The sequence below is a fragment of the Pedobacter rhodius genome, from assembly GCF_027213645.1.
In the GTDB taxonomy this organism is placed as follows: domain Bacteria; phylum Bacteroidota; class Bacteroidia; order Sphingobacteriales; family Sphingobacteriaceae; genus Pedobacter; species Pedobacter rhodius.
Window position 1 is genome coordinate 685276 of the sequence record NZ_JAPWGL010000003.1, and the last position, 25228, is coordinate 710503.

A 25228-nucleotide genomic window follows, 5' to 3' on the forward strand; every position below is an offset into this window, starting at 1 on the left:
TGAATGCCTTATGAACAGCACGTTAATTATTTTAAGTTTCAGTAGAAACCTGTAAATACACATAAAAATTTGAAAAAATTATTAACCTCGTTCCTTCTTCTTTTTTTAATCACTTCATCTGGTGCGCAGTATCGGTTTGAGGTCGGTAAACTGCCTAAAAAAGTGTCTCTTAAAAAATTTGCATCTATTCTTGATGTCGAAAACAGGGAACTTTCAATTGACCAGGTTATTATGAAAAGCGACCAGCTTCAATTTAAACCTTTAATTACAATGAAGAATGGTTTGGGCTACACGAACCAAAATTATTGGGTAAAGTTTGACTTATATAATGCCTCAAATACGCCCTTGCTCTATTACCTGGAGGCCGCAGATCCTGCAACCAATAATGTAGACCTTTACCTGATTAGTGAAAACAAACCTACAGGTGTTCAAAGAAGCGGAGATAATTTAGACTTTACTCAAAAAAGTGTTGCAAACCGGAAAAATATCTTTAAAATAGAACTGGCCGCAGGAGAAAAAAAAAGGGCATATATTTCGATTAAAACTGATGGTCAAATAAATAAATTGCCGCTGGTATTGAAAGATGAGCAGACGTTTTTTAATAAATTGTACCATGAGCAATTTTTATTAGGCATCTTTTATGGGTTGCTTACCATCATCATTATCACCTACTTTTTCTTTTTTATTGCATTAAAAGAAATAGTTTTTTTATACTACGCTGCTTATGTATTTTTTGCAGGTTTATCTCAATTTGCAAGTGATGGCCTGTATCACCAGTATTTGGGTACGAGTAATTCATGGCTAAACCTGCATGTAGAAATTCTTACCATAATATTTGCCAGTTTTTGTTTTGCAGGATACAGTGAGATTATGCTGAATATTAGGGAAAGAAATCTGATAATAAACCGCTGTTTTAAATTTATTTACATCCTTTTAAGCATAATATTTTTAAGCATAATTTTCTTTCCCGGATCTCTGAAGTATGCCTATCCGACAGTCAGTACAATTACTGTATTTGGAATGCTTTTAATTTTATTATTTGTTGTAATCTCATTATATAAAAAACAAAGTTTAGATGGGTTTTATGTAGCAGGAATTTCCATTCTTTTTGTGACCCTGATATTGGTTATACTCATGAATTTAGAAATCTTACCGCAAAATTTCTTAATTCATAATATCGTTAAACCCGTGTTTGCCTTAGAAATAATAGCACTATCCTTATCTATGGCCAACCGTATTCGTTTGTTAAAAAGTAAGGAGCAGGAACACCAGGCTGTGGCATTGCAGAAAGCGGAAGAACTTAATAATATAAAATCGTACTTCCTTTCTAATATGAGCCATGAGCTCAGAACACCATTGAACGTAATTTTAGGCTTGGCCGCGATTATGGAAAATGAGAGTAACGATGCCAGGTTGAGGGCAAACTGTGAAGTAATCAAATATACGTCTAAAGGATTACTCTCTTCTGTTAGTGATATCCTGGATTTTTCGAGAATTGAGGAAGGTGAACTTAAACTCGATAAAAGTGAATTCAGTTTGTATGAAACCTTATACGAACTGGCTTCAAGTGCCGGAAAACAAAGCCGGGATAAAGGGATTACGTTTGATTTCAACAGCGCTGTCAAAAAAGACGTTTATGTTATTGGCGACCGCACGAGACTTGAACAAATTATTTATAATATTTTGGGTAACGCAATAAAATTTACGTCAAAAGGCAATATAATTTTTGAGATAAAAGCAACCAGTACAGTCGATACGATACAATTGAATATTATGGTGAAGGATACGGGTGTGGGAATACCTAAAGAAAAACTGGCCACGATATTCGAACTTTTTTCACAAACCAACTTCGACAATAAAAGAAGATATGGCGGTTTTGGAATCGGCCTGAGCATTGTAAAGGCCTTAACAGATTTGCATAACGGTAGCATTAAAATTAATAGCGAACCTGATCAGGGAACTACCTGCGAAATTGTGATAACTTATCCGTTACAGCAACCTAAAGAAGCCGAAATCAATATATATTCTTTAGTTGATTACGATTTAATGGGTAAGCATATTCTTATTGTTGAGGATAACCCAATGAACCAGATGATTATTCAATTGATGATGAGCGACTGGAAAAACACGAAGGTGAGCCTGGCGAATGATGGTGCTGAATGCCTGGAGCTTATAAAAAAGGAATCTGTAGATTTAATATTAATGGACTTGCAAATGCCTGTTATGGATGGCTATGAAGCGATTTCGGCCATAAAAAAAGGTGATGCCGGTGCATCGAATATTAATATACCTATAATTGTGATTACCGCTGACATTACCAAAGCGACTAAAGAACGCCTTTCTAAATTAGGCGTGGCCGGTTATATGTATAAGCCGATAGATGAAAAAATACTTTATCAAAAAATAACTACGGCGTTTTCGAAAGAAAAGATATTATTTTCCGGAAGCGATCCAAACCTTTTGAATACGGACACTGGTATTTAAAAGGTCTGGCAATAACTCCTTCATTTCGAAGAAAATTACCGGAAGAGTAATATATTAATTTTAATATGTTATAATTCTTGATGCTAATTGGTTTTTAAAAGCGCATTTACTATTCGCTCTGACGCCGCTTCACAAAAATCAAGACCTGAATAATCAGGATTATAGCCACCAATGTAAGGTACAGCCATCATATAAATCCGATCATTTAGTGCATTGTAATTATTAATGACCTGGAAATTGTCGTTAATGGTTATGCCTGGAACATTCAGATAATAACAACCGTCAATACCTTTTTCTACCTTATCATTTGTTTTACTAGCCTCCATTCCGGCTTTATTATCTTTAAACTTTATTTTTGCCGGGCTAACTGTTTTTTTGCTGATAAGACTTGGGTATGGAAGATCCTGATAAGATAAATGCGGTTGGCCAACACAATCTATAAATGTATCATATTGGTTTGACTGCCTTTGCCCATCTTCATCAGTATAGTGGTAAATAGCACCTCCTTCAGGTTGTGCCTCTTCTGCACCATCTTCACCTACAGAAACGATTTCCAATACGCCGGCCTCATTTAACGCCAGTATTTCCTCTACTGAACTTTGCGGAACAAAAGCAATAACGATTGAAATTAATGGCATCAGCGTCTTTTGAAGCCTCAGCATATCTTCCGCGGAGAAATATTTTGCCGGGTAATTCATGGCAAAACTTAATACAGCCAATAGTTCTTTCCAGTAAACTGATTCTTCTTTTTTTATGGATTCTTCGGCCTCAAAATATTCAGTTTTAAACAGCTGAAAAGGTTCATAACGTTCTCTTTTATTCATTACAATGGTCACAAAATCTTCCATTGAAAGGTCTTTTATAATCGCATAGAATTCAGGCCTTTTCTCTTTAAACATTTCTTTAAAGTTTTTTTCGAAAACGAAATCAAGCGCTAAAAAGCCGTCATTTTCTGCTTTATTCTGTGCTACTTCTGCTTTACTTAAAATAGAATCTTTTAAAAGATGCGGGTCTTCCAAATGAAACCTGATGGCGGGCAGCATTCCATTTCTTGAATGCATAACAATTTTAAAATCTTCACTTCCAGGCGCTGGTTCAAATAATAATTTGTCATTCTGATCCAGTTTAAATTCACCATTATGCCTGGCGAGGGTCCTTATCCCATCAATTGCTGTTAATGATGAACCTTTTATAGCAACACGGTGATTAACCTTAAATTCTAATTTTGATGGTGGATAAGGCGAATCGAAATAGCCGGGAATTTTACCTTCAAACTTCTTAGGCCAGCGATGGCCTGTGCAGATAATGACATTGTCGTATTCAAATTCTGATTGATCTGCTAGTTTTACCCTTACTTTGTTCTGCTCAGGGTAATCGATAATATCTGTAACTTCTTTGCCAAGATAAGTTTCCACTAATATCCCGGATAGCGCTGCCTGGTTTTTCAATAAATCAAACTGTGCAGTCAAATATTTACCGAAAAGCAGGCGTGGCATAACTTTATAATCATTAAACTTGTCCGGATTTATTCTAAAGCGCGTTAATAAATCCGCAGGAAGTGTTTGTATCCAGTCATTAACGGATGTAACGAGATCGGGAATTTCGTTGCCGGATACATTAGTAATGTGCTCGTCGTTTGCCCCGGCCTTGCTATAAGGCATGCCTGAACCCAGCTTATCGCTTTTCTCGAAAATTTCTATACTGATATCAGTTCTTTCTGATTCTACCAGGCGTTTAAATATGAAAAGCGCACTCGGGCCACCGCCTAAAATGGCTATTTTTTTAAAGGTTTTCAATTATTTTTTTAAAGTTATTAGGGTTGATTGAAATAACCTTTTCCGTGAAATAAAGTTTTGAATTAATTACACACGAGTTTTGCTGAGGAGATGCATTCGTAATGAACTAAAACGTTTTATAAATGTTTAATTGCCTTATTAATTATATATTTGTTTAGTAACTACGCCGCATTTACGTTATTGTTATTTAAAACTTAATTAATTTATCCGATTTTATGAAGTTCAAATTATCATTAGCTATTTTAATATTTTTAACCTCATTTAAACTTTTTAGTGCACCAATCGAGCTTTATTCACCCGACAGGAAAATAAAAATTACGGTAAACTTAGGTCGTAAAATAGCTTATTCGGTTGACATGAATGCGGATAAGGTGCTTTCCAATGCCTTCTTAAATTTAAATTTGGGTAAGGAGCAGTTAGGTGAAAATCCACAGCTTTTAAAAAAAGTAATTTCTGCTCATGCTACTATTTCTCAACCCGTGGTTCCGCTGAAAAATAGCACTGTAGAAAATAAATATAATTTACTTCGTCTCGATTTCAAGAAAGATTATAGCGTGGAATTTAGGGCCTATAACGATGGCTTTGCTTATCGGTTTATAACAAATAAAAAAGACTCAGTACTTGTTTTGAATGAAGATGTTCATTTAGAATTTGCTGAAGATGTGACAACGGCTTATCTGGAGACAAAGAGCTTTATGACTTCTTATGAAATTCTGTATCAAAACAAAAAACTCAGCGAAGTTGATGCACAAAATATGAGCGTATTGCCAATTCTTTTTAAGGATAAGAAATATAAAATCCTGCTTTCCGAGGCAGACCTATACGATTACCCGGCAATGTTTGTAAAGGTAAAAAATGGAAGAGCAGTAGATGCAATTTTTCCGAAAGTCCCGGAAATTTATGCACCGAATGGTGATAGAAACCTGAAGATTGTTAAAGAATACGACTACATCGCAAAAACCTCCGGAAAGCGTTCTTATCCATGGCGGTTTATGGTAATTTCTGATAAAGATGAGGTTTTACCCGAGAATCAAATGGTGTACAAACTCTCGACGCCAAATCAAATTAAAGATTTTTCATGGATAAAGCCAGGACAGGTAACCTGGGAATGGTGGCATAATGCCTATGTTTATGGTGTAGATTTTAAATCAGGTTATAATCAGGATACTTATAAATATTATATCGATTTCGCATCGAAATTTAAAATTCCATATATAATTATGGATGAAGGTTGGGCGAAAACAACATTAAACCCTTACGAGCCAAATCCAACAATTAACCTCCGGGAATTAATCGCTTATGGCAAACAGAAAAACGTAAAAATAATTTTATGGTTTACCTGGCTTGCAGTTGAACAAAATCCTGATGTTTTTAAAAAACTGGAAGAGTGGGGCATTGCCGGTGTTAAGGTGGATTTTATGGATAGAAGCGACCAATGGATGGTAAACTATTATACAAAAATTGCAAAAGAAGCGGCAAGGTACCACATATTAGTTGATTTTCATGGCGCTTTTAAACCCGCTGGTTTAGAGGTGGCTTATCCGAATGTACTTTCTTACGAAGGTGTAATCGGTATGGAGCAGAACATCGGCGGTGGTTTAGCTACCCCAAAAAATAATTTATTTCTTCCTTTTTTAAGAAATGCAGTCGGGCCGATGGATTATACACCCGGTGCAATGCGTTCAGGACATCCGAAAGATTATAAGGCGAATTGGATAAATGTGATGAGCATTGGTACCAGGGCACACCAAATTGCAATGTATATCGTATTCGAAAGTGGCTTTCAGATGTTGGCTGATAATCCCTTTAATTACCTTCGGGAACCTGAAACAACTTCTTTTATTACTGGTATTCCTGTAACATGGGACGAAACTAAAATAATTAAAGCTGAAATTGGAGAATATATTGTTACGGCAAAAAGAAAAGGGCAGGAGTGGTTTGTAGGGGCAATGACAAACAGTACAGAACGTAAAATAATGATAGACACCGACTTTCTGTCGAAAGATAAAAGTTATGAATTAACATTGATCAAAGATGGTATCAACGCAGATTTTCAAGCAATGGATTTCAAACGATTAAACATGAAAATTAAATCAGGCGATAAAATAAATATAGATATGGTTAAGGATGGTGGCTATGCAGCTCATCTGGTTCCTTTAAACTAACAACATGATGAATTAATGCTATTTAATATCGTGGCCGGAGAATGCATCAGTTAAACGGATGAACAATTGATATAAAGATTACTACCGGAATTTGTTCTTTGAGTATTTAAAAAGATGGAAAATAAGCAATCTCTGATTTGAAATAAATTATTTTCACAGCTTTTGTTGGTGAGAAGATTATTTATGCCACCTTTTTAAGTCATTTTCGCACTTTTCGAAAAATCTTAAAACAAATTGGATTTATTAGGGTTTTCTTGCCTGTAGTTAAGGTTAGCTGTCAGGCTTGCTCAAATCATTAAAAATATATTGTTATGGGTCAGGGAAGAACACAAAATCAAATTGAAACAACAAACAAAATGATGGTAACATTTCTTATCGCCATCTTCATGTTTATTTTTTTTACTTATACCTTTTCATGGATAGACACCAAAACCGTATGGGTAAAAGAGATACAGAAAGGATTTTCAGCTGAAATTAAATAAATACAGGAATTTTTATTATTGTATTGTTAAATAATAGCAGCATGGATTTTCCACGCCGCTATTTCATAATTTAATTTACCAGCTGCTTAACAGAATAATTCTTGTTCATCTCTATTTTCAGTTGGTATTTTTTTAAGGAAATCATCAAAAGATGGGCCATCATTATCTGAGTAAATGCCATAAGCATCTAAAATATAACCAATTTCTTTATCCTTATCTTCAGTAAGGTAAAGTACTGAATTATCTGCCGGGTCAGAATCACCTTCAAAACGATATGTTTTAACGATCGTTAAATCTTCAGGCTTATAAATTTTACCATTTTGGCTTTGCATTTTGCCATGATCGGTCATTTTTAATTCGTTATCTTTTCCTTTCAGCCTCAATTTCTCTAAAATTTGACTCAAAGTGTTCATTGCAATTGGCTGTTCCATAGTTATAAGATTTTAGTATTAATTAAACACGTGGTATGGTAAATGGTTTTGTCCTTTTATTAATAACGAAACCCGATAATCATTGGTTATTGGTATTTCTTAATCGGTAACAAAATTTATTAAACCATTTTTATGTAAAATGAACTTGGTTTTCATCTTGTTTAAAAAACCTAAACAATATGGCAAATCTCGAAATCTCCAACAGCAGCAAGGCTGAAAAAGGAAGACCAAAAAAAGCAGCACCTAAAGTAGATTTAACCGCAATGGTCGATCTGATGTTTCTGCTTACAACTTTTTTCATGCTTACAACAACGCTATCTGAACTGAAAGCAGCAGATATTTCCAAACCAGTTCCTAATGATGTAAAAGGCCCATATCCGGCATCGCGTACAATGACAATTTTGCTGGGTAAAAATGGACAAGCAGCCTATTACATGGGCGAAACAGAAAAAGCGAAGCTGGAAACCTGCAATCTTTCGCAAATTGAAAGTAAGATTACGGCAAACAAATTAGTCGCTGCAAAGAGGCATGCTAATAAACCTGAAAAGTTTATGATGGTAATTATTAAACCAACAAAGGCGGCTACTTATAAAGATTTTATTGATGTGATAGATGAAATGAAAATTGCAGCAATAAAATCTTATGCCATTGATGATGAAAACATTTCTGCGAAGGAAATAGATTTCATGAAATTGAAAGGCATATAACCAAAAAAGCCCCGATTTTGTCGGGGCTTTTTCTGTTGTATTAATTAATTAAATGCTGAAAGCAGCTTTAACTTTATCTACGAAGTCTAATTTTTCCCAGGTAAATAATTCTACGGTTACGCTTTTTTCTTCACCATTTGGCGTTCTGAAAGTTTTGGTCACCGTTGCCGGTGTACGGCCCATGTGTCCATAAGCAGCAGTTTCACTATAGATTGGGTTTCTAAGTTTTAAGCGTTGCTCAATAAAGTAGGGGCGCATATCGAAAATGGACTCTACGATTTTAGCGATTTCACCATCTGTTTTATTTACTTTACCTGTGCCATAAGTGTTAATGTAAATACCCATTGGTTTTGCAACACCGATGGCGTAAGAAACCTGAACCAGGATTTCATCAGCAATGCCGGCAGCAACCAGGTTTTTAGCAATGTGGCGGGTTGCATAAGCCGCACTTCTGTCTACTTTACTCGGGTCTTTACCTGAAAAAGCACCACCACCATGTGCACCTTTACCTCCATAAGTATCCACAATGATTTTACGGCCGGTTAAACCGGTATCCCCATGCGGGCCACCAATTACGAACTTACCGGTTGGGTTAATATGGTATTCAATTTTATCGTTGAATAAGTGTGCGTATTGAGGGTTGTTCTTAATAATTCTGGGAATTAAAATTTCAACCAAATCTTTTTTGATTTTAGCAAGCATTGTCGCTTCTTCATCAAAATCATCATGCTGGGTGGAAATTACAATCGCATCAATACGAACAGGTTTATTATTGTCGTCGTACTCTAAAGTAACCTGGCTTTTCGCATCCGGGCGTAAATAGGTAATTTCATTATTTTCACGGCGTAAAACCGCAAGTTCCTGTAATAATTTATGTGATAAATCTAATGCCAGGGGCATATAATCTTCCGTTTCGTTTGTTGCATAACCAAACATCATACCCTGGTCGCCTGCGCCCTGCTCTTCTTTGTTCGTTCGGTCTACACCCTGGTTAATATCCTGCGATTGTTCATGAATAGCAGATAGAATACCGCAAGAATTCGCTTCGAACATGTATTCACTTTTGGTGTAACCGATTTTCTTGATTACATCACGGGCAATTTGCTGAACATCGAGATAAGTTTTAGATTTTACTTCTCCGGCTAAAATAACCTGACCTGTTGTAACTAAAGTTTCGCAAGCCACCTTCGATTCGGCATCGAAAGCTAAAAAGTTATCAATTAAAGCATCCGAAATTTGATCGGCAATTTTATCAGGATGGCCTTCAGATACAGATTCTGATGTAAATAAATACGACATGTATTAAATAATTAAGATGAAATTAAAACAATTTAACAGGTGCTAATGTTCCCTGAAACCAGGTTCATTTGTGTGTAGGAAGGTATTAGCACTTTTTTTTGAGTGGTTGCAATCCCGTTCCGGTTATCGAAACATCGCAAATCAATCCACTTTTAACGCTGCAAAATTAGCATATTTTCTTTATTTCAAAAATTATAGATTATTTTGTGTCCTCATTCTAAAGCCTTGCAGATCAAAACCAATATTTTATTCGTAATTAACCCAATATCGGGGGGTAAGGCAAAATTGCGCATCCCTGCCCTTATAGATAAGTATTTGGATAAAGAAAAGTTTAATGCAAACTTCCTTTTAACTGAATATGCCGGCCATGCAACCGAAATAGTTGAAGAAGCAATAGCCAAGGATTTTGACATAATTGTGGCAGCCGGAGGCGATGGAACTATAAATGAAGTTGCATCAAAAGTTCTTGAACATCGGAAAATACTTGGGATTTTACCTTTAGGCTCTGGAAATGGTTTAGCCAGGTTCTTAAATATCCCTCAAAATTTAAAAGCAGCTATCTTATTAATTAATCAACTTAAAACTGAAAAAATCGATTCCGCTACTTTTAATAACAAATGTTTCTTCAATTTGGCAGGAATGGGTTTTGATGCCCATTTAAGTTCTGCTTTTTCCAAGGATAAAAAAAGAGGTTTGGCCGGATACATTAAACTAAGTCTTAAAGAAGTTTTCAGCTATAAAGACGAAGTGTACAGTATTAACATTGATGGGGTCAACTATAAAAGAAAAGCTTTTGCCGTAACCATTGCCAATTCATCTCAGTATGGCAATGACGTTTACATTGCACCTGATGCTTCAGTGAAAGATGGCTTGCTTGATGTTTGTATCATAAAACCATTTTCTATACTAAAATTACCGGTTTTAAGCTATGTTTTATTGAAAGGCACAGCGGAAACATCCGGAATGATAGAAATTATTAAAGGAAAAAACATTAAAATCTCCAGGTTAAAAGATGGCCCGGTGCATGTTGATGGCGAGCCTTTAAAAATGGGTAAAGAAATACAAGTTACCGTAAACCCTTTATCTTTAGAAGTAATAGTACCTTAATTTGTTTTTTACATCTTACTTTCTTCATTTTACATCTCCCGTTATACATCCTACATTTGTGTTATGAAACCGAAAAAAAATAGCTTAAGCGATTTAGGTGGAATTATGTATTCTACAAATCCTGAATTTGAGTATGAACAAGAAATAGATGATGCGGTTACAGTACCAAATCAACAGCAGGATTTGCGGGTTATGCTCGACAAAAAGAATCGTGGCGGTAAAGCGGTAACGCTGATAACAGGCTTTAAAGGGAAAACGGAAGATTTAGAGATTTTAGGCAAAATGCTTAAAAATAAATGTGGTGTTGGTGGTTCGGTTAAAGATGGTGAAATCCTTATCCAGGGCGATGTAAAAGATAAGGTTATGCTAATACTCCAAAAAGACGGTTTTAAAGCAAAGAAAGCAGGGGGCTGATCAGCGGCTTAGTGTATTTTTTTGATTTTTTTTAATCTTGTTTTTTATAATTAAAGTTCTGATTATCAGTTTTTTAAATCATAGTGTATAAGCTACAATATGTAAAAAAAGCCTTTAAAAAATTTGATTCTTCCGTAAAAATCTATTTACATTTGCTCCACTAACTAACTTATTGTTATGAGCAAAATGGAACTGCAAATGCCGGATTTAAGCTATTTAAATCTACAGGCTGGTTTATGTTTAAAATATCAGTTATCTGCTGCCGAATTGGTTAAAGAAGCACTTCAAAATCAGGAAGGTGTTTTGGCCTCTTCAGGTGCTTTGGCTGTCGATACAGGGAAATTTACCGGACGTTCGCCTAAAGATAGATTTATCGTTTGCGACGAGGTTACGGAAAACAGCGTTTGGTGGGGTGATGTTAATATCAAATTCAGTTCAGAAAATTTTAATGCGCTGTTCAATAAAATCACAGATTATCTGAATAATAAGGTAATTTATGTAAGGGATGCATCAGCTTGTGCAAATCCGGATTATTCAATATCAATCAGGGTAGTTACTGAAACTGCATACCAAAATCTTTTTGCAAGTAATTTATTTATCCGGCCTGCAGAAAAGGATTTGGGTACCACACCTGAATGGACCATTATTGCAGCACCCGGTTTTTTGGCTAATCCGCTGGTTGACGGTACAAGGCAGGAAAATTTTTCCGTCATTAATTTCAAAAGGAAAATGATTTTGATAGGCGGAACAGGCTATACCGGGGAAATTAAAAAAGGAATATTCTCTGTTTTAAATTTTCTGTTACCTATTTATAAGGATACACTGTCGATGCACTGTTCCGCAAATGTTGGGGTGGATGGCGATACCGCTATATTTTTCGGATTATCGGGAACCGGAAAGACGACATTATCAGCAGATCCTCAGCGAGCCTTAATTGGTGATGATGAACATGGCTGGGGCGCAGATTCAATTTTTAATTTCGAAGGGGGTTGTTATGCAAAATGCGTAGATCTAACCCTGGAAAAAGAGCCTCAAATATATAAAGCAATTAAATTTGGCGCTTTATTGGAAAACATAAACTTCTATCCGGATAGCCATGATGTAGATTTCTCGAACATCGAAAAAACTGAAAATACAAGGGTTGCCTATCCGATAGATTACATCGATAATTCTATTATACCATCAGTGGCTTCAGTCCCTAAAAATATCTTTTTCTTAACCGCTGATGCTTTCGGCGTGCTTCCTCCGATATCGAAATTAACAGCCGAACAGGCTATGTTTCACTTTATGAGCGGTTACACAGCCAAAGTTGCAGGAACAGAAACCGGCGTAACCGAACCGCAGCTAACTTTTTCAGCCTGTTTTGGAAAAGCATTTTTGCCTTTGCATCCATCAAAATACGCGGATTTATTAGGTAAAAAGATTAGAGAAAATAACGTGGATGTTTGGCTGGTAAATACCGGCTGGACCGGCGGGCCTTATGGTGTTGGCAAAAGAATGAAATTGAATTATACAAGAGCCATGATCACTGCTGCATTGAATGGAGATTTGGCGCATAATAATTATAAACTGCATCATGTATTTAAATTAATGATGCCTTTATATTGCCCTAATGTTCCAAGTGAAGTTTTAGATCCTGCTAAAACCTGGGATAATCAGGAAGAATATTTTTTAAAAGCGTACGAGCTGAATAATGCATTCAAAGAAAATTTCAGGCAATTTGAACAGGTCAAAACATCAAAACTTGCTGAAGAAGCGTTAAAAATGTGTTAAATGTCGGTTTAAATGCATTTTTTACGCAAAAAATTTGCAATTCGATTTTTTTTTAGTTTTTATTGTGGAAGAATTGCCTCCGGCTGAGGCAATTTTTTTGTTATATACCCAACGGATAAATGGTGAACTAAAAAGTTAAGTAACGATTTAATTGTTTATTGATTTATTAATTTGTAATTTAAAATCAATTTATAAATTTGTTTTCGCAACAAAATCAGGTAAACTTACGTTGTGTGTAATACAATATAAAAAAACAGCTAAAAATTAAAAACAAGAACTAAAACTAAAAATTAAAAAAATGGCAAACGCACCAAAACCAACAACTGTTAAAACTGAAAGCTCTTCAAGTGCATCGAATGTATTTGCAACATTTGTTATTCCAATTTGTATCGTTATCGGATTTATCATCTGGAGATTCGTATTGGGTGCTTCTGATAACTTTATCGGAGGAGACAACAATAATTTACCATTACCTAACAACTATCCTGGTACAGCTTATAAAGGTGGTCCGATTGTAGCTATCTTAATCGGCTTGCTTTTAGTCGTTATCGTTTTCTCTATCGAGCGTTTAATCGTTATTGGTAAAGCAAGTGGTAAATCAAGCTTAGATACTTTTATCATCAAAGTAAAAGGTTTCTTAAATTCGGGTAACATCGAAGCTGCAAAAGCAGAATGCGATAAACAACAAGGTTCTGTTGCAGCTGTAATTAAATCAGGTTTAAAAAAATACAGCGAAGTTGAAGCTGACACAAATATGGACGTTGAGCAATCAATCGTTGCTATTCAAAAAGAAGTGGAAGAAGCTACAGCTTTAGAAATGCCGATGTTAGAGCAAAACTTAACTGTAATTGCAACTTTAGTATCAATCGGTACATTAATCGGTTTATTAGGCACGGTAACAGGTATGATTCGTGCATTCGCGGGTTTAGCTAACTCTGGTGCTCCGGATCAATCAGCATTAGCGGTAGGTATCTCTGAGGCGTTAATTAATACAATGACTGGTATTGCTGTATCTACTTTAGCAATTATTATGTATAATATCTTAACTTCTAAAATTGATAAGTTAACTTATGCAATTGATGAAGCAGGATTTAGCATCGTTCAAACTTACGCTAGTTCGCATAAATAAGAATTTTGAAAAAATTTTTACCGGCTTTATGGAAAACCGGAAAAAAGATCATCATTATTAAAAACTAGTAAAAATATTATGCCTAGAATTAAAGTTAAAAGAACAAGTACGGTAACAGATATGACGGCCATGTGTGATGTGGCATCATTGTTACTTACTTTCTTCATTTTGACTGCTACGGCAAGACAACCGGAACCCCTAGCTGTTTCTACACCCTCATCTACTTATGAGTTTAAGGTGCCTGTAGAAAACAACGCAATTTTAACAATTGGGCAGGGAAAGGTTTTCTTCGAAGTTGCAGGTCAGAAAGTAAGAGCAAGAACATTAGAGCTGATGGGCGAGCAATACAAAATTACCTTCACACCTGAAGAGATTAACCGGTTCTCCGGAATATCAAGTTTTGGAGTTCCGATTCAGAACCTGAAATCATTAATCGCAATGAATGGTGCTGATCGTATGAAGCCTGGTGTTCAGCCAGGTATCCCTGCAGATTCAACCGATAATCAGTTGAATTCGTGGGTGCTAAATGCTCGTAAAGCCACTAAAGAGTTGAATAATATGGATATGCGACTAAGCATCAAGGGCGATGCTAAAGAAGAATATCCTGTTGTGAAAAAGGTTGTTGATATCCTTCAGAAACAAAGTATTAACAAGTTTTTGTTAGTTACAAATGCTGAAGCTAAAAAGAAGAAATAAGAAATGGCAGAATTAAACACAGGCGGGAAGAAAGCCACGCCAAGGGTCGATATGACTCCAATGGTGGATTTGATGTTTCTTTTGGTAACATTCTTTATCTTAACCACTGTAATATCTACGCCTCAGGCAATGGATATTGCTAAACCGGATAAAAATGAAAAAATGCCGGAAAACAGATTGGAGCTTAAAGCGACCAAAACCATGACTGTTTTATTAGGTAAAAATAATAAAGTTGCATGGTACATGGGTGAAGCAGGTAAAAGTGCTCCAACAATTGAATCTTTAAATCAGATCGAAAAATCAATTGAAGAAAATAGAACAAAAGCTAATAATTCCGGTGTTTCCGGAGAGTTTACAGTTCTTGTAAAACCAACTTCAGGTTCTACTTTCCAAAACTTTGTTGATATGATGGATGAGTTAGAGATTATGAAAGTGAAATCCCGTCAGATTGATGATGATAACATTCTTGATAGTGAGAAAGATTTCATGAAAGAACAAGGTATTTTATAATTAATAAAATCAGGAATTATGTCGAAGTTAGATATATTTAGAAAAGAATGGCTGGAAGTCGTTTTTGCTGATAAAAACAAAGCTTATGGTGCTTATCAATTAAGAAAAGGTAGCGCCAACAATACAACGAAAGCACTTTTATACGGTTCAGTTGTATTCTTGATTTTGTTTTTCTCACCAAAAATCTACAGCCTTATAAAGGGTGCTATTCCGGAAGAGGAAAAATTGAAGGCACAGGAAGTTGTGCTAAGCCCACCTCCTCCTGTTAACCCTGAAACACCGCCACCACCGCCGGTAGAGCCACCGCCACCAAAAGTGGATCAGGTAAAAATGCCACCTCCGATTGTAAAACCGGATATTGAAGTGCAGGACGAACCACCTACAGTTGAAAAATTGAAAGAGGCAGATCCAGGACAAAAAGATATTAAAGGTGACCCTACTGCAGATATTGTTATTGCTGAACCAGTTGGTGAAGGACCTAAGCGTGAAGCTGCAGTTGCTGTAGATGATAATAAAGTTTATGACTTTGTTAGTATCGAAAAAGTTCCTGAATTCCCGGGCGGTATGTCGAAGTTTTATGCTTTCTTGCAAAAAACAATGAAGTATCCACCGATGGCTCAGGAAAACAATGTTCAGGGTAAAGTTTGGTTATCTTTCGTTGTGGAGCGTAATGGTGAACTAACTGATATCGTAGTAACACGCGGTTTAGGTAGCGGTACTGACGAAGAAGCTAAACGTGTACTAAAAGCTAGTCCGCGTTGGGTTCCGGGTATTCAGAACGGTAAACCTGTACGTGTAAAATACAACATCAACATTAACTTTACACTTCAATAGTAGAATGTTAAATTTTGATATTTTTAAGCAAAAATCGCCTAAACAGCGGTTTTTGCTCATTTTAGGCCTAATCATGTTTGTATTTTATTTAGGCATCGGCCTGGCATGTATTTTCTGGGCAGATTTACCTTTAAATATCGGAAGGCCTTATAAAATAGGTATCGGGATATTTCTAATTATTTATGCTTTTGTAAGATTACTAAGCCTCGGAAGGCGTGACTAATTATTAATGAGAAACATTCTTTTATTATTTATTGTATTATCACTTTTTTCTTGTAAACGCAAAGAAAAAAGTGGCGGCATTGAAGAAACCCGCACCAGCGGAACTTTAAAAATGCTTGTTGATGAAAGTGTTGGGCCAATTGTTCAGCAGGAAATTGACATATTTAAATTGGATTATCCTCAGGCAACTTTTTTAACAACTTTTAAGCCGGAATTGAAATTGCTACCGGCATTTTTAAATGATACCGCCCGTGTGATTGTTTTACCAAGAATGCTGACTAAAGCGGAGGAAAAATTTTATAATCAGAGAAGCATAAAAATTAACACATCTCGATTTGCAGTTGATGGACTTGCATTAATTACAAATAAGGGCAATATTGACAGTACAATTAACGTTAAAGATGTAGTAGATATATTACAGGGAAAAGGGTCGGGAAAACAATTGGTATTTGATAACGCTTATTCCAGCACATTTCAGTATTTTAAGCAATTGGCTAAGCTTAGCCAATTTCCTTCAAAAGACGTTTATTCGAAAAATTCTAGTAATGAGGTAATTAAACTTATTGCAGAAGATAAAAAATTTATTGGTATTTTAGGCGTTAATTGGCTTTCAGACCGAAACCCTGAATGGCTGAAATACCAGGATAAGGTTAAAATACTGGGCGTAAAAAATTATAAGGGTGAACCGGGCGCTGATAAATATTATCAGCCTACGCAAATTAACCTGATAAATGGCGATTACCCTTTTTTAAGAAACATTAATATTATCGACTGTGAGGGCAGAGATGGTTTAGGCACGGGGTTTGCAGTATGGTTAAGGAGTCAAAGAGGACAGTTAATCGTACTTAAATCTGCATTGGCACCTCATAAATTAATGCCACGGGAATTGAACATAACAAAAAAATAATAAATTGAACCAGGATTGTTTTAAACAATCAAAAATTAGAAAATAGAATATCAGATGAAGGTTGCATGGCTTATGTAAACTTTATAACCATTAAAAAAACATATTAAAGAACTATGAAAATTTCAAAGAAAGCAATAACCTTAAATGTAGGTTTGGTGTTGATGGGTTCTGCAGTTTTTGCTCAAAGTTTAACCGACGCGAAAAAAGCGATTGATGCTGAACAATATCAAAAGGCATCTTCAATGCTTAAATCCTTAACAACCTCCCAAGCGTCTAATGGTGATAATTTTTATAACCTTGGCTTGGTTTATTTAAAGACCGGATATATTGATTCGGCCAGAGTTGTTTTTAACAAAGGTATCGCAGCAGATGCTAAAAATGCATCAAATTATGCCGGACTGGGAGAGGCAGATTTATTATCAAATAATCCAACGTCTGCAAAAACAAATTTTGATAAAGCGGTTGCAGCGGCTCCAAAAGATTACAAAACGTATTTAGCAATTGGGAAAGCGTATTTGGCGCAAGACAAACCAGGTGATGTTGCTTCTAAACCGGATTTCGCAAATGCGATTGCAAATCTGACTAAAGCAGATGAATTAGATGCTAAAGATAAAGATGCAGAAGTATTTATTGGTTTAGGTGATGCTTATGCATTGCAAAAGAAAAACTCTGAGGCAATTGGTCCTTATTTCCGCGTCGCTGATATTGACCCAACAAATAGAAGAGCAACAACGCAGGTAGGTAAAATGTACAAAGAATCCCGTGCATTTGCTGAAGGCGAAGAGGAATTAAAAAAGGTAATCGCAGCAGATGCCAATTATGGTCCTGCATACCGTGAACTGGGTGAGCTTTACTTACAGTGGAGTAGTTTTGGTACCGATAAAGAAAAAGCAGCTAAAGGTGTAGAATATTACAAAAAGTATTTAGACCTGACTGATAAATCTTTAGAATCTCAATTGCGTTACATGCAATTTTTATTCTATGCAAAAGATTTCCAGACACTGGAGCAAGTTGCTTCTACTATTCAGGTTCCTGCTAATGATCCTAAAGGTATTATCGTTTCGAGATTGAAAGGTTGGTCAGCCTATGAGAATAAAAATTATCCTCAGGCGTTGACTTATTTAACTGATTACTTTGCAAAGCAAAAAGATAAATCTAAAATTTTAGGTAATGATTATTTGTATTTAGGTAAAGCACAATTAAAAGCAGGTCAGGATAGTTTGGCCGTTGGCAATATCATAGAAGCGACTAAAATTGATTCCAATAACGCTGATGCTTTAGCAGAAGCTGGCTTAGCGTTAATGAAAGCAAAAAAATACGGTAAAGCAGGTGATTTGTACCAAATGGCAATTAAGTATAATCCCAACGGGAAAGGTTCACTCACAAATTATTATTATTTAGGTCAGACAAGGTTCTATGAGGCTTACACTGCTCAAAAAGAAAAAAAACCTGTTAATACTGCGCTATTGGTTGAAGCTGATTCAGCATTGAGTCATTTAAATAAAGTTTCTCCTGAATTTGCACTTGGTTATTTTATTAGGGGAAGAATTGCAAACTTTATGGATGATAAAACTAGTCCAAAAGGCGCTTGGGTGCCTTATTTCGAGAAATACATTGGTTTAGTTAAGCCCGAAGAAATTTCGGCTAACAAAGCAAATTTATCTGAATCTTACAACAATCTGGGTTCGTGGTATGCAGAGAAGGATAAGCCTAAAGCGATAGATTACTTCACTAAAAGTTTAGCGCTTGATCCAGCAGATACTTACGCCGCAGCCAGACTTAAGGAATTACAATCTCCAGCCCCGGCAAAAGGAAAAGGTAAATAAATTTTAATTGAATAATTTAGGAAAGGCAGAGTTGGTTACTCTGCCTTTTTTTATGAATTAAGTTTAACTAACTATTTGATATTTATGATTTTTTTTAACTCATCAATTTTTAGATTCTTCCGATTAACTTTTGCTTCCAATTCCACGATCCTTTTTTCTTGCTGAGAAATTATTTTTTTCATCAATTCTATCTCATTGATTGATTCATTTTCTTGTTCTGAAAATGATTGAATAGGTTTTTTAAAAATTGCTGCTAATTTTATCAACCTATCCATAGTGATTTTGATTCTTCCTGATTCAATTCTTTGATAAGTACTTTGTTCTACGTTGAGTAGTTTTGCTATATATTCTTGGCTATAACATTTTTCATCTCTGAATTTCCGAAGGTTTTCATAACTAAAAACTTGTTTCATTTCGAGCCTAGTTAATTTTTTTGATTTCATAATTAAAAAATTAATATATTAAAAATGCTACCTAATTAAAGCATAAGTTTATGCATATACTGCTTAATTATATGTTCATTATATTTTACTATGTATAAATTTTGCCATAAATTCAAACAAGATTTAATAATTAACTAAGATAATATGAAAAAATTTGGATTCGGTAATGGAAAAATTTTAACCAGAAAAGAGGTAAAAGAAATATTTGGTGGTGTAGTGAAATCAGACAATCCAGCATGTCTAGACCAGTGTCAAGATGCAGAAACAGATTGTAATGGTGGAGAAGTGTGTTGGACTGTTGAAACTGCGGGATGCGAATATCCTTATATGCCCAAAAAATGCGTTCGTATCATCTAATTCAATTAGAATATATTTTTAAAATATGTAAGCAGGTAACTGTAATTAATTTATTCAAATATTCTGAACTTAGTTATAAGTCATGAGTTTTTTGCAAATTAATTAGCTAGTTAAGTTTATATATTGCTTGTTTCATTAGAAAACATTAATTATAAAGTTAATTAATAAAAAGGCAGGGTTTTGTTACTCTGCCTTTTTCTTTTACTTTTGCATCAGAAAATAGATGTTATGCAAGCACAAAGTACCGCAATAGATTTTTTACCAATTATTTTTCAAGTAGTTGTTGCCCTGGGTTTTGTTGTTACTACCCTGGTTGCTACACACTTTTTAGGACCTAAACGTAAAACAAGCGATAAACTTGAAACTTTTGAGGCAGGTGTTAAGTCTGTTGGTAATGCCCGTCAACCATTCTCTATCAAATATTTCGTAGTGGCTATCTTATTCGTGCTGTTTGACGTAGAGGTTATTTTCATGTATCCATGGGCAGTAAATTTCAGAGCCCTAAAAATGGATGGAATGATAGAAATGTTCATCTTCATGGGCACATTATTATTAGGATTTATCTATGTTATCAAGAAAAAAGTATTAGACTGGAATTAATTCTGGTTGCGTGTTTAAGGTTACGAATTGCAGGTTGGATGCCCTGTCTATATGAAGTATAACCTAAAATTGGCTACTAATTTAGAAAGGTTCTAAATCAAGCCGAACTGGTTTAATTGCCTTTAAAATATTGTAAATTTGTTGCTCATTCTGCAAAGGGATGAGCATTTTTTGTTTATAAACATGAGTGAAATTAATATAGTTGATGCGCCTCCAGGAACCGAAGGACCTGGCTATTTTGCCACTTCTTTAGATAAAGTGATTGGTTTGGCTCGTTCAAATTCATTATGGCCTCTACCGTTTGCCACTTCCTGTTGTGGAATAGAGTTTATGGCAACTATGGGTTCTCACTACGATTTAGGTCGTTTTGGTGCGGAGCGCCTTAGTTTTTCTCCCCGTCAGGCTGATGTTTTAATGGTTATGGGTACCATTGCTAAAAAGATGGCTCCGGTATTAAAGCAGGTTTATATCCAAATGGCTGAGCCACGTTGGGTGATGGCTGTTGGTGCTTGCGCAAGTAGTGGCGGTATTTTTGATACTTATTCTGTTTTACAAGGTATTGATGAGGTTATTCCTGTGGATGTTTACGTTCCGGGCTGCCCGCCAAGACCAGAAGCTATCTTGGATGGTTTCCAGCGTATTCAGGATTTGGTAAAAAACGAATCCGGAAGGAGAAGAAATTCTGATTATTATAAAGAACTTTTAGGTCAATACGGCATTAAATAATGGAAGAAACGACACTAAATAACAGCATTCACGTCAAACTGACTGAGAAGTTTGGTGAAAAAGTTACTGCCGTTTCTGAGCCTTATGGTTTATTAACTTTTGTAACTTATAAAGATGTTATCATCAATGTGCTGTCACATCTTAAAGAGGAATTAAAATTTAATTTCCTTACGGATATTACTGCGGTTCATTATCCTGGTAAAGAACACGGTATTGCCGTTGTTTACCATCTGCATAATATGGTTGAAAAGATTAGAATTAGAATAAAGGTTTTTATTTCTGAACAAAATCCAACTATCCCTACGGCAACAACGGTTTGGAAAGGTGCAAACTGGATGGAACGCGAAACTTACGATTTGTTCGGGGTTAAATTTGAAGGCCACCCGGATTTACGCCGTATTTTAAATATGGATGATTTAGGTGTCCACCCGATGTTGAAGCAATATCCATTGGAAGACCCAAACAGAGTTGATAAAAAAGACGAATTTTTTGGAAGGTAATTTATATGAATCATAACCATCCGGTATTTACAGATAACGATCCGCAAAGTGAGCTGGTAACCTTAAACTTAGGTCCAACGCACCCTGCAACTCACGGCGTTTTTCAAAACGTTTTGCAACTAGACGGCGAGCGTATTGTAAGCGGCGTTTCTACAATTGGGTATATACACCGCGCTTTCGAAAAGATTGCCGAACACCGCCCTTTTTATCAAATCACACCGCTTACCGACCGTTTAAACTATTGTTCTTCGCCGATTAACAATATGGGCTGGCACATGACGGTTGAGAAATTACTGAATATCCAGATGCCAAAACGTGTTGATTATCTTCGGGTAATTATCATGGAACTTTCCCGTATCGCAGACCACATTATCTGTAATACGATTATTGGTCAGGATACCGGTGCAACAACAACTTTTCTTTACCTTTTTCAATTTCGTGAGCATATTTACGAAATTTTCGAAGAGGTTTGTGGTGCCCGTTTAACCACAAACATTGGCCGTATTGGCGGTTTCGAAAGAGATTTCAATGAGATTGCCTTTATGAAAATCAATAAATTTTTGAAAGAGTTTCCTGTTGCTTTAAAAGAATTTGAAAACCTTTTAACACGTAACCGTATTTTCATCGATAGAACAGCCGGCGTTGCGGAGGTTACTAAAGAAACAGCGTTGGAATACAGCTGGACAGGGCCGCTTCTACGTGCTACCGGTGTAGATTATGATGTTCGTGTAAGCGACCCATATTCTTCTTATCAGGATTTTGATTTCGAAGTTCCGGTTGGGACCAGTGGCGACATTTACGACAGGTATTTAGTTCGTAACGAGGAAATGTGGCAAAGTTTACGCATTATCGAACAAGCGGTTGTAAAGTTAAAAACAGAACCGAAAGGTATTTTTCATGCTGATGTTCCTGAATTTTATCTTCCTCCAAAACAAGAAGTTTACAATAATATGGAAGCATTAATCTATCACTTCAAAATTGTGATGGGCGAAATTGATGCGCCAAAAGCAGAAGTTTATCATGCTGTAGAAGGTGGAAATGGTGAGTTGGGATTCTATTTAATTAATGATGGCGGGCGTACACCATATCGTTTACACTTCCGCAGACCAAGTTTTGTAAATTACCAAATGTTTGCACCAATGAGCGAGGGCATGTTATTGTCAGATGCCATTATCAACATGAGTAGTATGAATATTATTGCAGGAGAATTAGATGCTTAAAGTAGAAGAACAAACACCTGTACAATTTTCGTCAGAATTGCTTGCCAAATTTGACGATGTTAAAAGTCGTTATCCTGAAGGAAAACAAAAGTCAGCATTGTTGCCATTGTTACACCTGGTGCAAGCGGAATTTCTTTGGGTGCCAACATCTGCAATGGATAAGATTGCTGAATATTTAAACATTCAACCAATTGAAGTTTATGAGGTAGCAACATTTTACACCATGTACTTTTTAAAACCCCAAGGTAAATTTGCTCTTGAGGTTTGCCGTACCGGTCCTTGTTGCCTGGTTGGCGCAGAAAAAATATTAGATCACTTAGAAAATAAGTTGGGTATTAAAGAAGGTGAAGTTACTGCCGACGGTTTGTTCAGCTTCAGAGGAGTTGAATGTTTGGCCGCCTGCGGATTTGGTCCGGTATTGCAAATTAGCCCGGAGTATACTTTCTATGAGAACCTAACCACCGAAAGTGTAGATAAATTGATTGAAGATTTAAAAAATAAATAAACCCCCCGGCTTCCTGAAGGGGGAGTTTAATAAAAGAGGGGAAAATTTCCCTTCAGGGGATTTAGGGGTATATAAAATGAGTCGCAAATTATTACTTGAGCATATAAACGTACCAGGCATCAACACACTTGAAGTCTATCGCCAAAAAGGCGGGTACCGTGCCGTGGAAAAAGCCCTTAAAACTTTAACACCTGAAGAGGTTGTTGAAGAAGTTAAGAAGTCTGGCTTACGCGGGCGTGGTGGTGCGGGTTTCCCAACGGGGATGAAATGGAGCTTTCTTGCCAAGCCGGAAGGTGTTGCCCGTTATTTGGTTTGCAATGCCGACGAGTCTGAGCCAGGAACTTTTAAAGATCGTTACCTGATGACTTACATTCCTCATGCTTTAATTGAGGGAATGATTGTTTCCAGTTTTGCCTTGGGCGCAAAGGTTTCATACATCTATGTTCGTGGAGAAATGATGCCTCAAATCCGTATTCTGGAAAAAGCAATTGCTGAAGCTAAAGCGGCCGGATGGTTAGGAAAAAATATTTTAGGAACAGGTTACGATTTAGAATTATATGTTCAGCCGGGCGGCGGCGCTTATATTTGCGGAGAGGAAACTGCTTTGTTGGAATCGCTTGAAGGCAAAAGAGGTAATCCAAGAATTAAACCTCCATTTCCTGCAATTGCAGGCCTATATGGATGTCCAACAGTAGTAAATAACGTTGAGTCTATTGCTGCAGTTGTGCCGATTATCAATGATGGTGGTGAAGAATATGCAAAAATTGGTATCGGTAGAAGTACAGGTACAAAATTAATATCAGCATCCGGTAACTTAGTTAAACCAGGTGTATATGAAATCGAATTAGGTTTGCCGGTAGAAGAATTTATCTATTCTGATGAATATTGTGGCGGTATTGCTAATGGTAAAAAATTAAAAGCAACGGTTGCAGGCGGTTCCTCGGTTCCAATTTTACCGGCCAACTTAACTTTAAAATATGCAAATGGCGAACCTCGTTTAATGAGTTACGAATCTTTATCCGAAGGTGGATTTGCTACAGGAACGATGATGGGTTCGGGTGGTTTTATCGCTTTTGATGAAGATCAGTGTATCGTTCGTAATACCTGGAATTTCGCTCGTTTTTACCATCACGAAAGTTGCGGACAATGCTCACCTTGTCGTGAAGGTACCGGATGGATGGAAAAAATTCTTCACAAAATTGAGCATGGACATGGAACAATAGAAGATGTTGATTTATTATGGGACGTTCAACGTAAAATTGAAGGAAATACCATTTGTCCTTTAGGTGACGCAGCAGCCTGGCCGGTAGCTAGTGCGATACGCCACTTTAGAGATGAATTTGAATGGCACATTAAAGAGCCAATTAAGAGCCAGAGTCAAAATTATGGTTTAGCAAATTATGCTACTCCTATAGAAAAAGCTCCTGTAACGGAAGAGAAATAACGTGATTTATTATAGGATACAATAAAGATTAAAATTCAACTAAATAAAGAAATATATGTAAATGAAAGAAGAAATATCACCAGCTATCATCCCCAACGAAGTAATAGTTAATAAAATATATCTTTTTAGAGGAGTGAAGGTGATGTTGGATTCTGATTTGGCAGAACTCTTTGGCGTTGAGAATAGACATTTAAAACAGCAAGTTAGACGAAATATAGAGCGTTTTCCAGAAAACTTTATGTTTGAGTTAACTAAAGAAGAAAACGAGGTTCTAAGATCACAATTTGTGATCTTAGAACAGGGAAAATACTCAAAATATCTACCTTTCGCATTTAGTGAACATGGTATTTTGCAACTATCAAATGTTTTAAAAAGTAAACAGGCGGTAGAAGTAAGTATAAAAATTATAGATGTATTTGTACAGCTTAGGACGATGGTTTTAAGTAATGCCGAGATAAGAATAGAAGTAGAAAAGATTAAAAAGAAAGTAGATAATCAGGATAAAAACATCGAAGTGATATTCAGATATTTTGATGAACTACTAGAACAGAAAGCACAACCAAGGAAAGAAATTGGTTATAAAATCTCGGAAGAGAAAAAATAAAATAAAAAAAGATTGCTTCGTGCTTCGTATCCGATAGCTATCGAATG

General features: G+C 36.0%; 24 protein-coding genes. 20 read left to right on the plus strand and 4 right to left on the minus strand.

Going from position 1 to position 25228, the window contains the following annotated elements; genetic code table 11:
• Positions 1–69 precede the first annotated feature (69 nt).
• Positions 70–2484, plus strand: a complete 2415-nt coding sequence (locus O0931_RS13050) for a hybrid sensor histidine kinase/response regulator (protein ID WP_269416019.1) — start codon at positions 70–72, stop codon at positions 2482–2484.
• 83 nt (positions 2485–2567) lie between these two features.
• On the opposite strand, the gene O0931_RS13055 is transcribed toward O0931_RS13050, so the two are convergent.
• Positions 2568–4280, minus strand: a complete 1713-nt coding sequence (locus O0931_RS13055; RefSeq protein WP_269416020.1) for an FAD/NAD(P)-binding protein — start codon at positions 4278–4280, stop codon at positions 2568–2570.
• Positions 4281–4495: 215 nt separating this feature from the next.
• On the opposite strand from O0931_RS13055, the gene O0931_RS13060 reads away from it, so the two are divergent.
• A complete protein-coding gene (locus O0931_RS13060) occupies positions 4496–6445 on the plus strand; it encodes a glycoside hydrolase family 97 protein (RefSeq protein WP_269416021.1) in 1950 nt (649 codons plus the stop codon).
• A 568-nt stretch (positions 6446–7013) separates the two neighbouring features.
• Here O0931_RS13060 and O0931_RS13065 read toward each other — a convergent pair.
• Entirely contained in the window at positions 7014–7358 is a 345-nt protein-coding gene (locus O0931_RS13065; protein WP_269416022.1) for a hypothetical protein, read from the minus strand.
• A 179-nt stretch (positions 7359–7537) separates the two neighbouring features.
• On the opposite strand from O0931_RS13065, the gene O0931_RS13070 reads away from it, so the two are divergent.
• The gene (locus tag O0931_RS13070; protein ID WP_269416023.1) at positions 7538–8065 is read left to right on the plus strand and encodes a biopolymer transporter ExbD; all 528 of its coding nucleotides are present in this window, start codon (positions 7538–7540) and stop codon (positions 8063–8065) included.
• 48 nt (positions 8066–8113) lie between these two features.
• Here O0931_RS13070 and metK read toward each other — a convergent pair whose 3' ends face one another.
• Positions 8114–9364 (minus strand): methionine adenosyltransferase, encoded by a 1251-nt coding sequence (metK, locus tag O0931_RS13075; protein ID WP_269416024.1) that lies wholly within the window; start codon positions 9362–9364, stop codon positions 8114–8116.
• A gap of 225 nt (positions 9365–9589) precedes the next feature.
• Here metK and O0931_RS13080 point away from each other — a divergent pair, with 225 nt between their 5' ends.
• The 9 genes from O0931_RS13080 (at position 9590) to O0931_RS13120 (ending at position 18782) form a co-directional block, all read left to right on the plus strand.
• The gene (locus tag O0931_RS13080) at positions 9590–10471 is read left to right on the plus strand and encodes a diacylglycerol/lipid kinase family protein (protein ID WP_331283627.1); all 882 of its coding nucleotides are present in this window, start codon (positions 9590–9592) and stop codon (positions 10469–10471) included.
• A gap of 63 nt (positions 10472–10534) precedes the next feature.
• The gene (locus O0931_RS13085; protein ID WP_269416025.1) at positions 10535–10885 is read left to right on the plus strand and encodes a translation initiation factor; all 351 of its coding nucleotides are present in this window, start codon (positions 10535–10537) and stop codon (positions 10883–10885) included.
• Positions 10886–11062: 177 nt separating this feature from the next.
• Positions 11063–12658: a phosphoenolpyruvate carboxykinase (ATP) gene (pckA, locus tag O0931_RS13090; RefSeq protein WP_269416026.1), complete on the plus strand. Its 1596-nt coding sequence runs from the start codon at positions 11063–11065 to the stop codon at positions 12656–12658.
• Positions 12659–12956: 298 nt separating this feature from the next.
• Positions 12957–13787, plus strand: a complete 831-nt coding sequence (locus tag O0931_RS13095; protein ID WP_269416027.1) for a MotA/TolQ/ExbB proton channel family protein — start codon at positions 12957–12959, stop codon at positions 13785–13787.
• 78 nt (positions 13788–13865) lie between these two features.
• Positions 13866–14483 (plus strand): biopolymer transporter ExbD, encoded by a 618-nt coding sequence (locus O0931_RS13100; RefSeq protein ID WP_269416028.1) that lies wholly within the window; start codon positions 13866–13868, stop codon positions 14481–14483.
• A gap of 3 nt (positions 14484–14486) precedes the next feature.
• Positions 14487–14993 carry an ExbD/TolR family protein gene (locus O0931_RS13105; protein WP_269416029.1) on the plus strand — a complete coding sequence of 169 codons (507 nt, stop codon included), beginning with the start codon at positions 14487–14489 and terminating at the stop codon, positions 14991–14993.
• 18 nt (positions 14994–15011) lie between these two features.
• The gene (locus O0931_RS13110; RefSeq protein ID WP_269416030.1) at positions 15012–15827 is read left to right on the plus strand and encodes an energy transducer TonB; all 816 of its coding nucleotides are present in this window, start codon (positions 15012–15014) and stop codon (positions 15825–15827) included.
• A gap of 229 nt (positions 15828–16056) precedes the next feature.
• Entirely contained in the window at positions 16057–16956 is a 900-nt protein-coding gene (locus tag O0931_RS13115) for a PstS family phosphate ABC transporter substrate-binding protein (RefSeq protein ID WP_269416031.1), read from the plus strand.
• Between the two features lie 113 nt (positions 16957–17069).
• A complete protein-coding gene (locus tag O0931_RS13120; protein ID WP_269416032.1) occupies positions 17070–18782 on the plus strand; it encodes a tetratricopeptide repeat protein in 1713 nt (570 codons plus the stop codon).
• A 71-nt stretch (positions 18783–18853) separates the two neighbouring features.
• On the opposite strand, the gene O0931_RS13125 is transcribed toward O0931_RS13120, so the two are convergent.
• Positions 18854–19225, minus strand: coding sequence for a helix-turn-helix domain-containing protein (locus O0931_RS13125; RefSeq protein ID WP_269416033.1), 372 nt, complete (start codon positions 19223–19225; stop codon positions 18854–18856).
• A 144-nt stretch (positions 19226–19369) separates the two neighbouring features.
• On the opposite strand from O0931_RS13125, the gene O0931_RS13130 reads away from it, so the two are divergent.
• From O0931_RS13130 to O0931_RS13165, 8 genes are all read left to right on the plus strand, one after another.
• A complete protein-coding gene (locus O0931_RS13130) occupies positions 19370–19582 on the plus strand; it encodes a hypothetical protein (RefSeq protein WP_269416034.1) in 213 nt (70 codons plus the stop codon).
• Positions 19583–19810: 228 nt separating this feature from the next.
• Positions 19811–20182 (plus strand): NADH-quinone oxidoreductase subunit A, encoded by a 372-nt coding sequence (locus O0931_RS13135; RefSeq protein WP_269416035.1) that lies wholly within the window; start codon positions 19811–19813, stop codon positions 20180–20182.
• 183 nt (positions 20183–20365) lie between these two features.
• Positions 20366–20908, plus strand: a complete 543-nt coding sequence (locus O0931_RS13140; RefSeq protein ID WP_039472971.1) for an NADH-quinone oxidoreductase subunit B — start codon at positions 20366–20368, stop codon at positions 20906–20908.
• Positions 20908–21408, plus strand: a complete 501-nt coding sequence (locus O0931_RS13145; protein WP_269416036.1) for an NADH-quinone oxidoreductase subunit C — start codon at positions 20908–20910, stop codon at positions 21406–21408. The genes O0931_RS13140 and O0931_RS13145 overlap by 1 nt, the downstream gene beginning before the upstream one ends.
• A 5-nt stretch (positions 21409–21413) precedes the next feature.
• Positions 21414–22628, plus strand: a complete 1215-nt coding sequence (locus O0931_RS13150) for an NADH-quinone oxidoreductase subunit D (protein ID WP_269416037.1) — start codon at positions 21414–21416, stop codon at positions 22626–22628.
• The gene (locus O0931_RS13155; RefSeq protein WP_269416038.1) at positions 22621–23133 is read left to right on the plus strand and encodes an NADH-quinone oxidoreductase subunit NuoE family protein; all 513 of its coding nucleotides are present in this window, start codon (positions 22621–22623) and stop codon (positions 23131–23133) included. Before O0931_RS13150 ends, O0931_RS13155 begins: the two co-directional genes overlap by 8 nt.
• Before the next feature lie 76 nt (positions 23134–23209).
• A complete protein-coding gene (nuoF, locus tag O0931_RS13160; protein ID WP_269416039.1) occupies positions 23210–24577 on the plus strand; it encodes an NADH-quinone oxidoreductase subunit NuoF in 1368 nt (455 codons plus the stop codon).
• A 61-nt stretch (positions 24578–24638) separates the two neighbouring features.
• Positions 24639–25181 carry an ORF6N domain-containing protein gene (locus O0931_RS13165; protein ID WP_269416040.1) on the plus strand — a complete coding sequence of 181 codons (543 nt, stop codon included), beginning with the start codon at positions 24639–24641 and terminating at the stop codon, positions 25179–25181.
• Positions 25182–25228 lie beyond the last annotated feature (47 nt).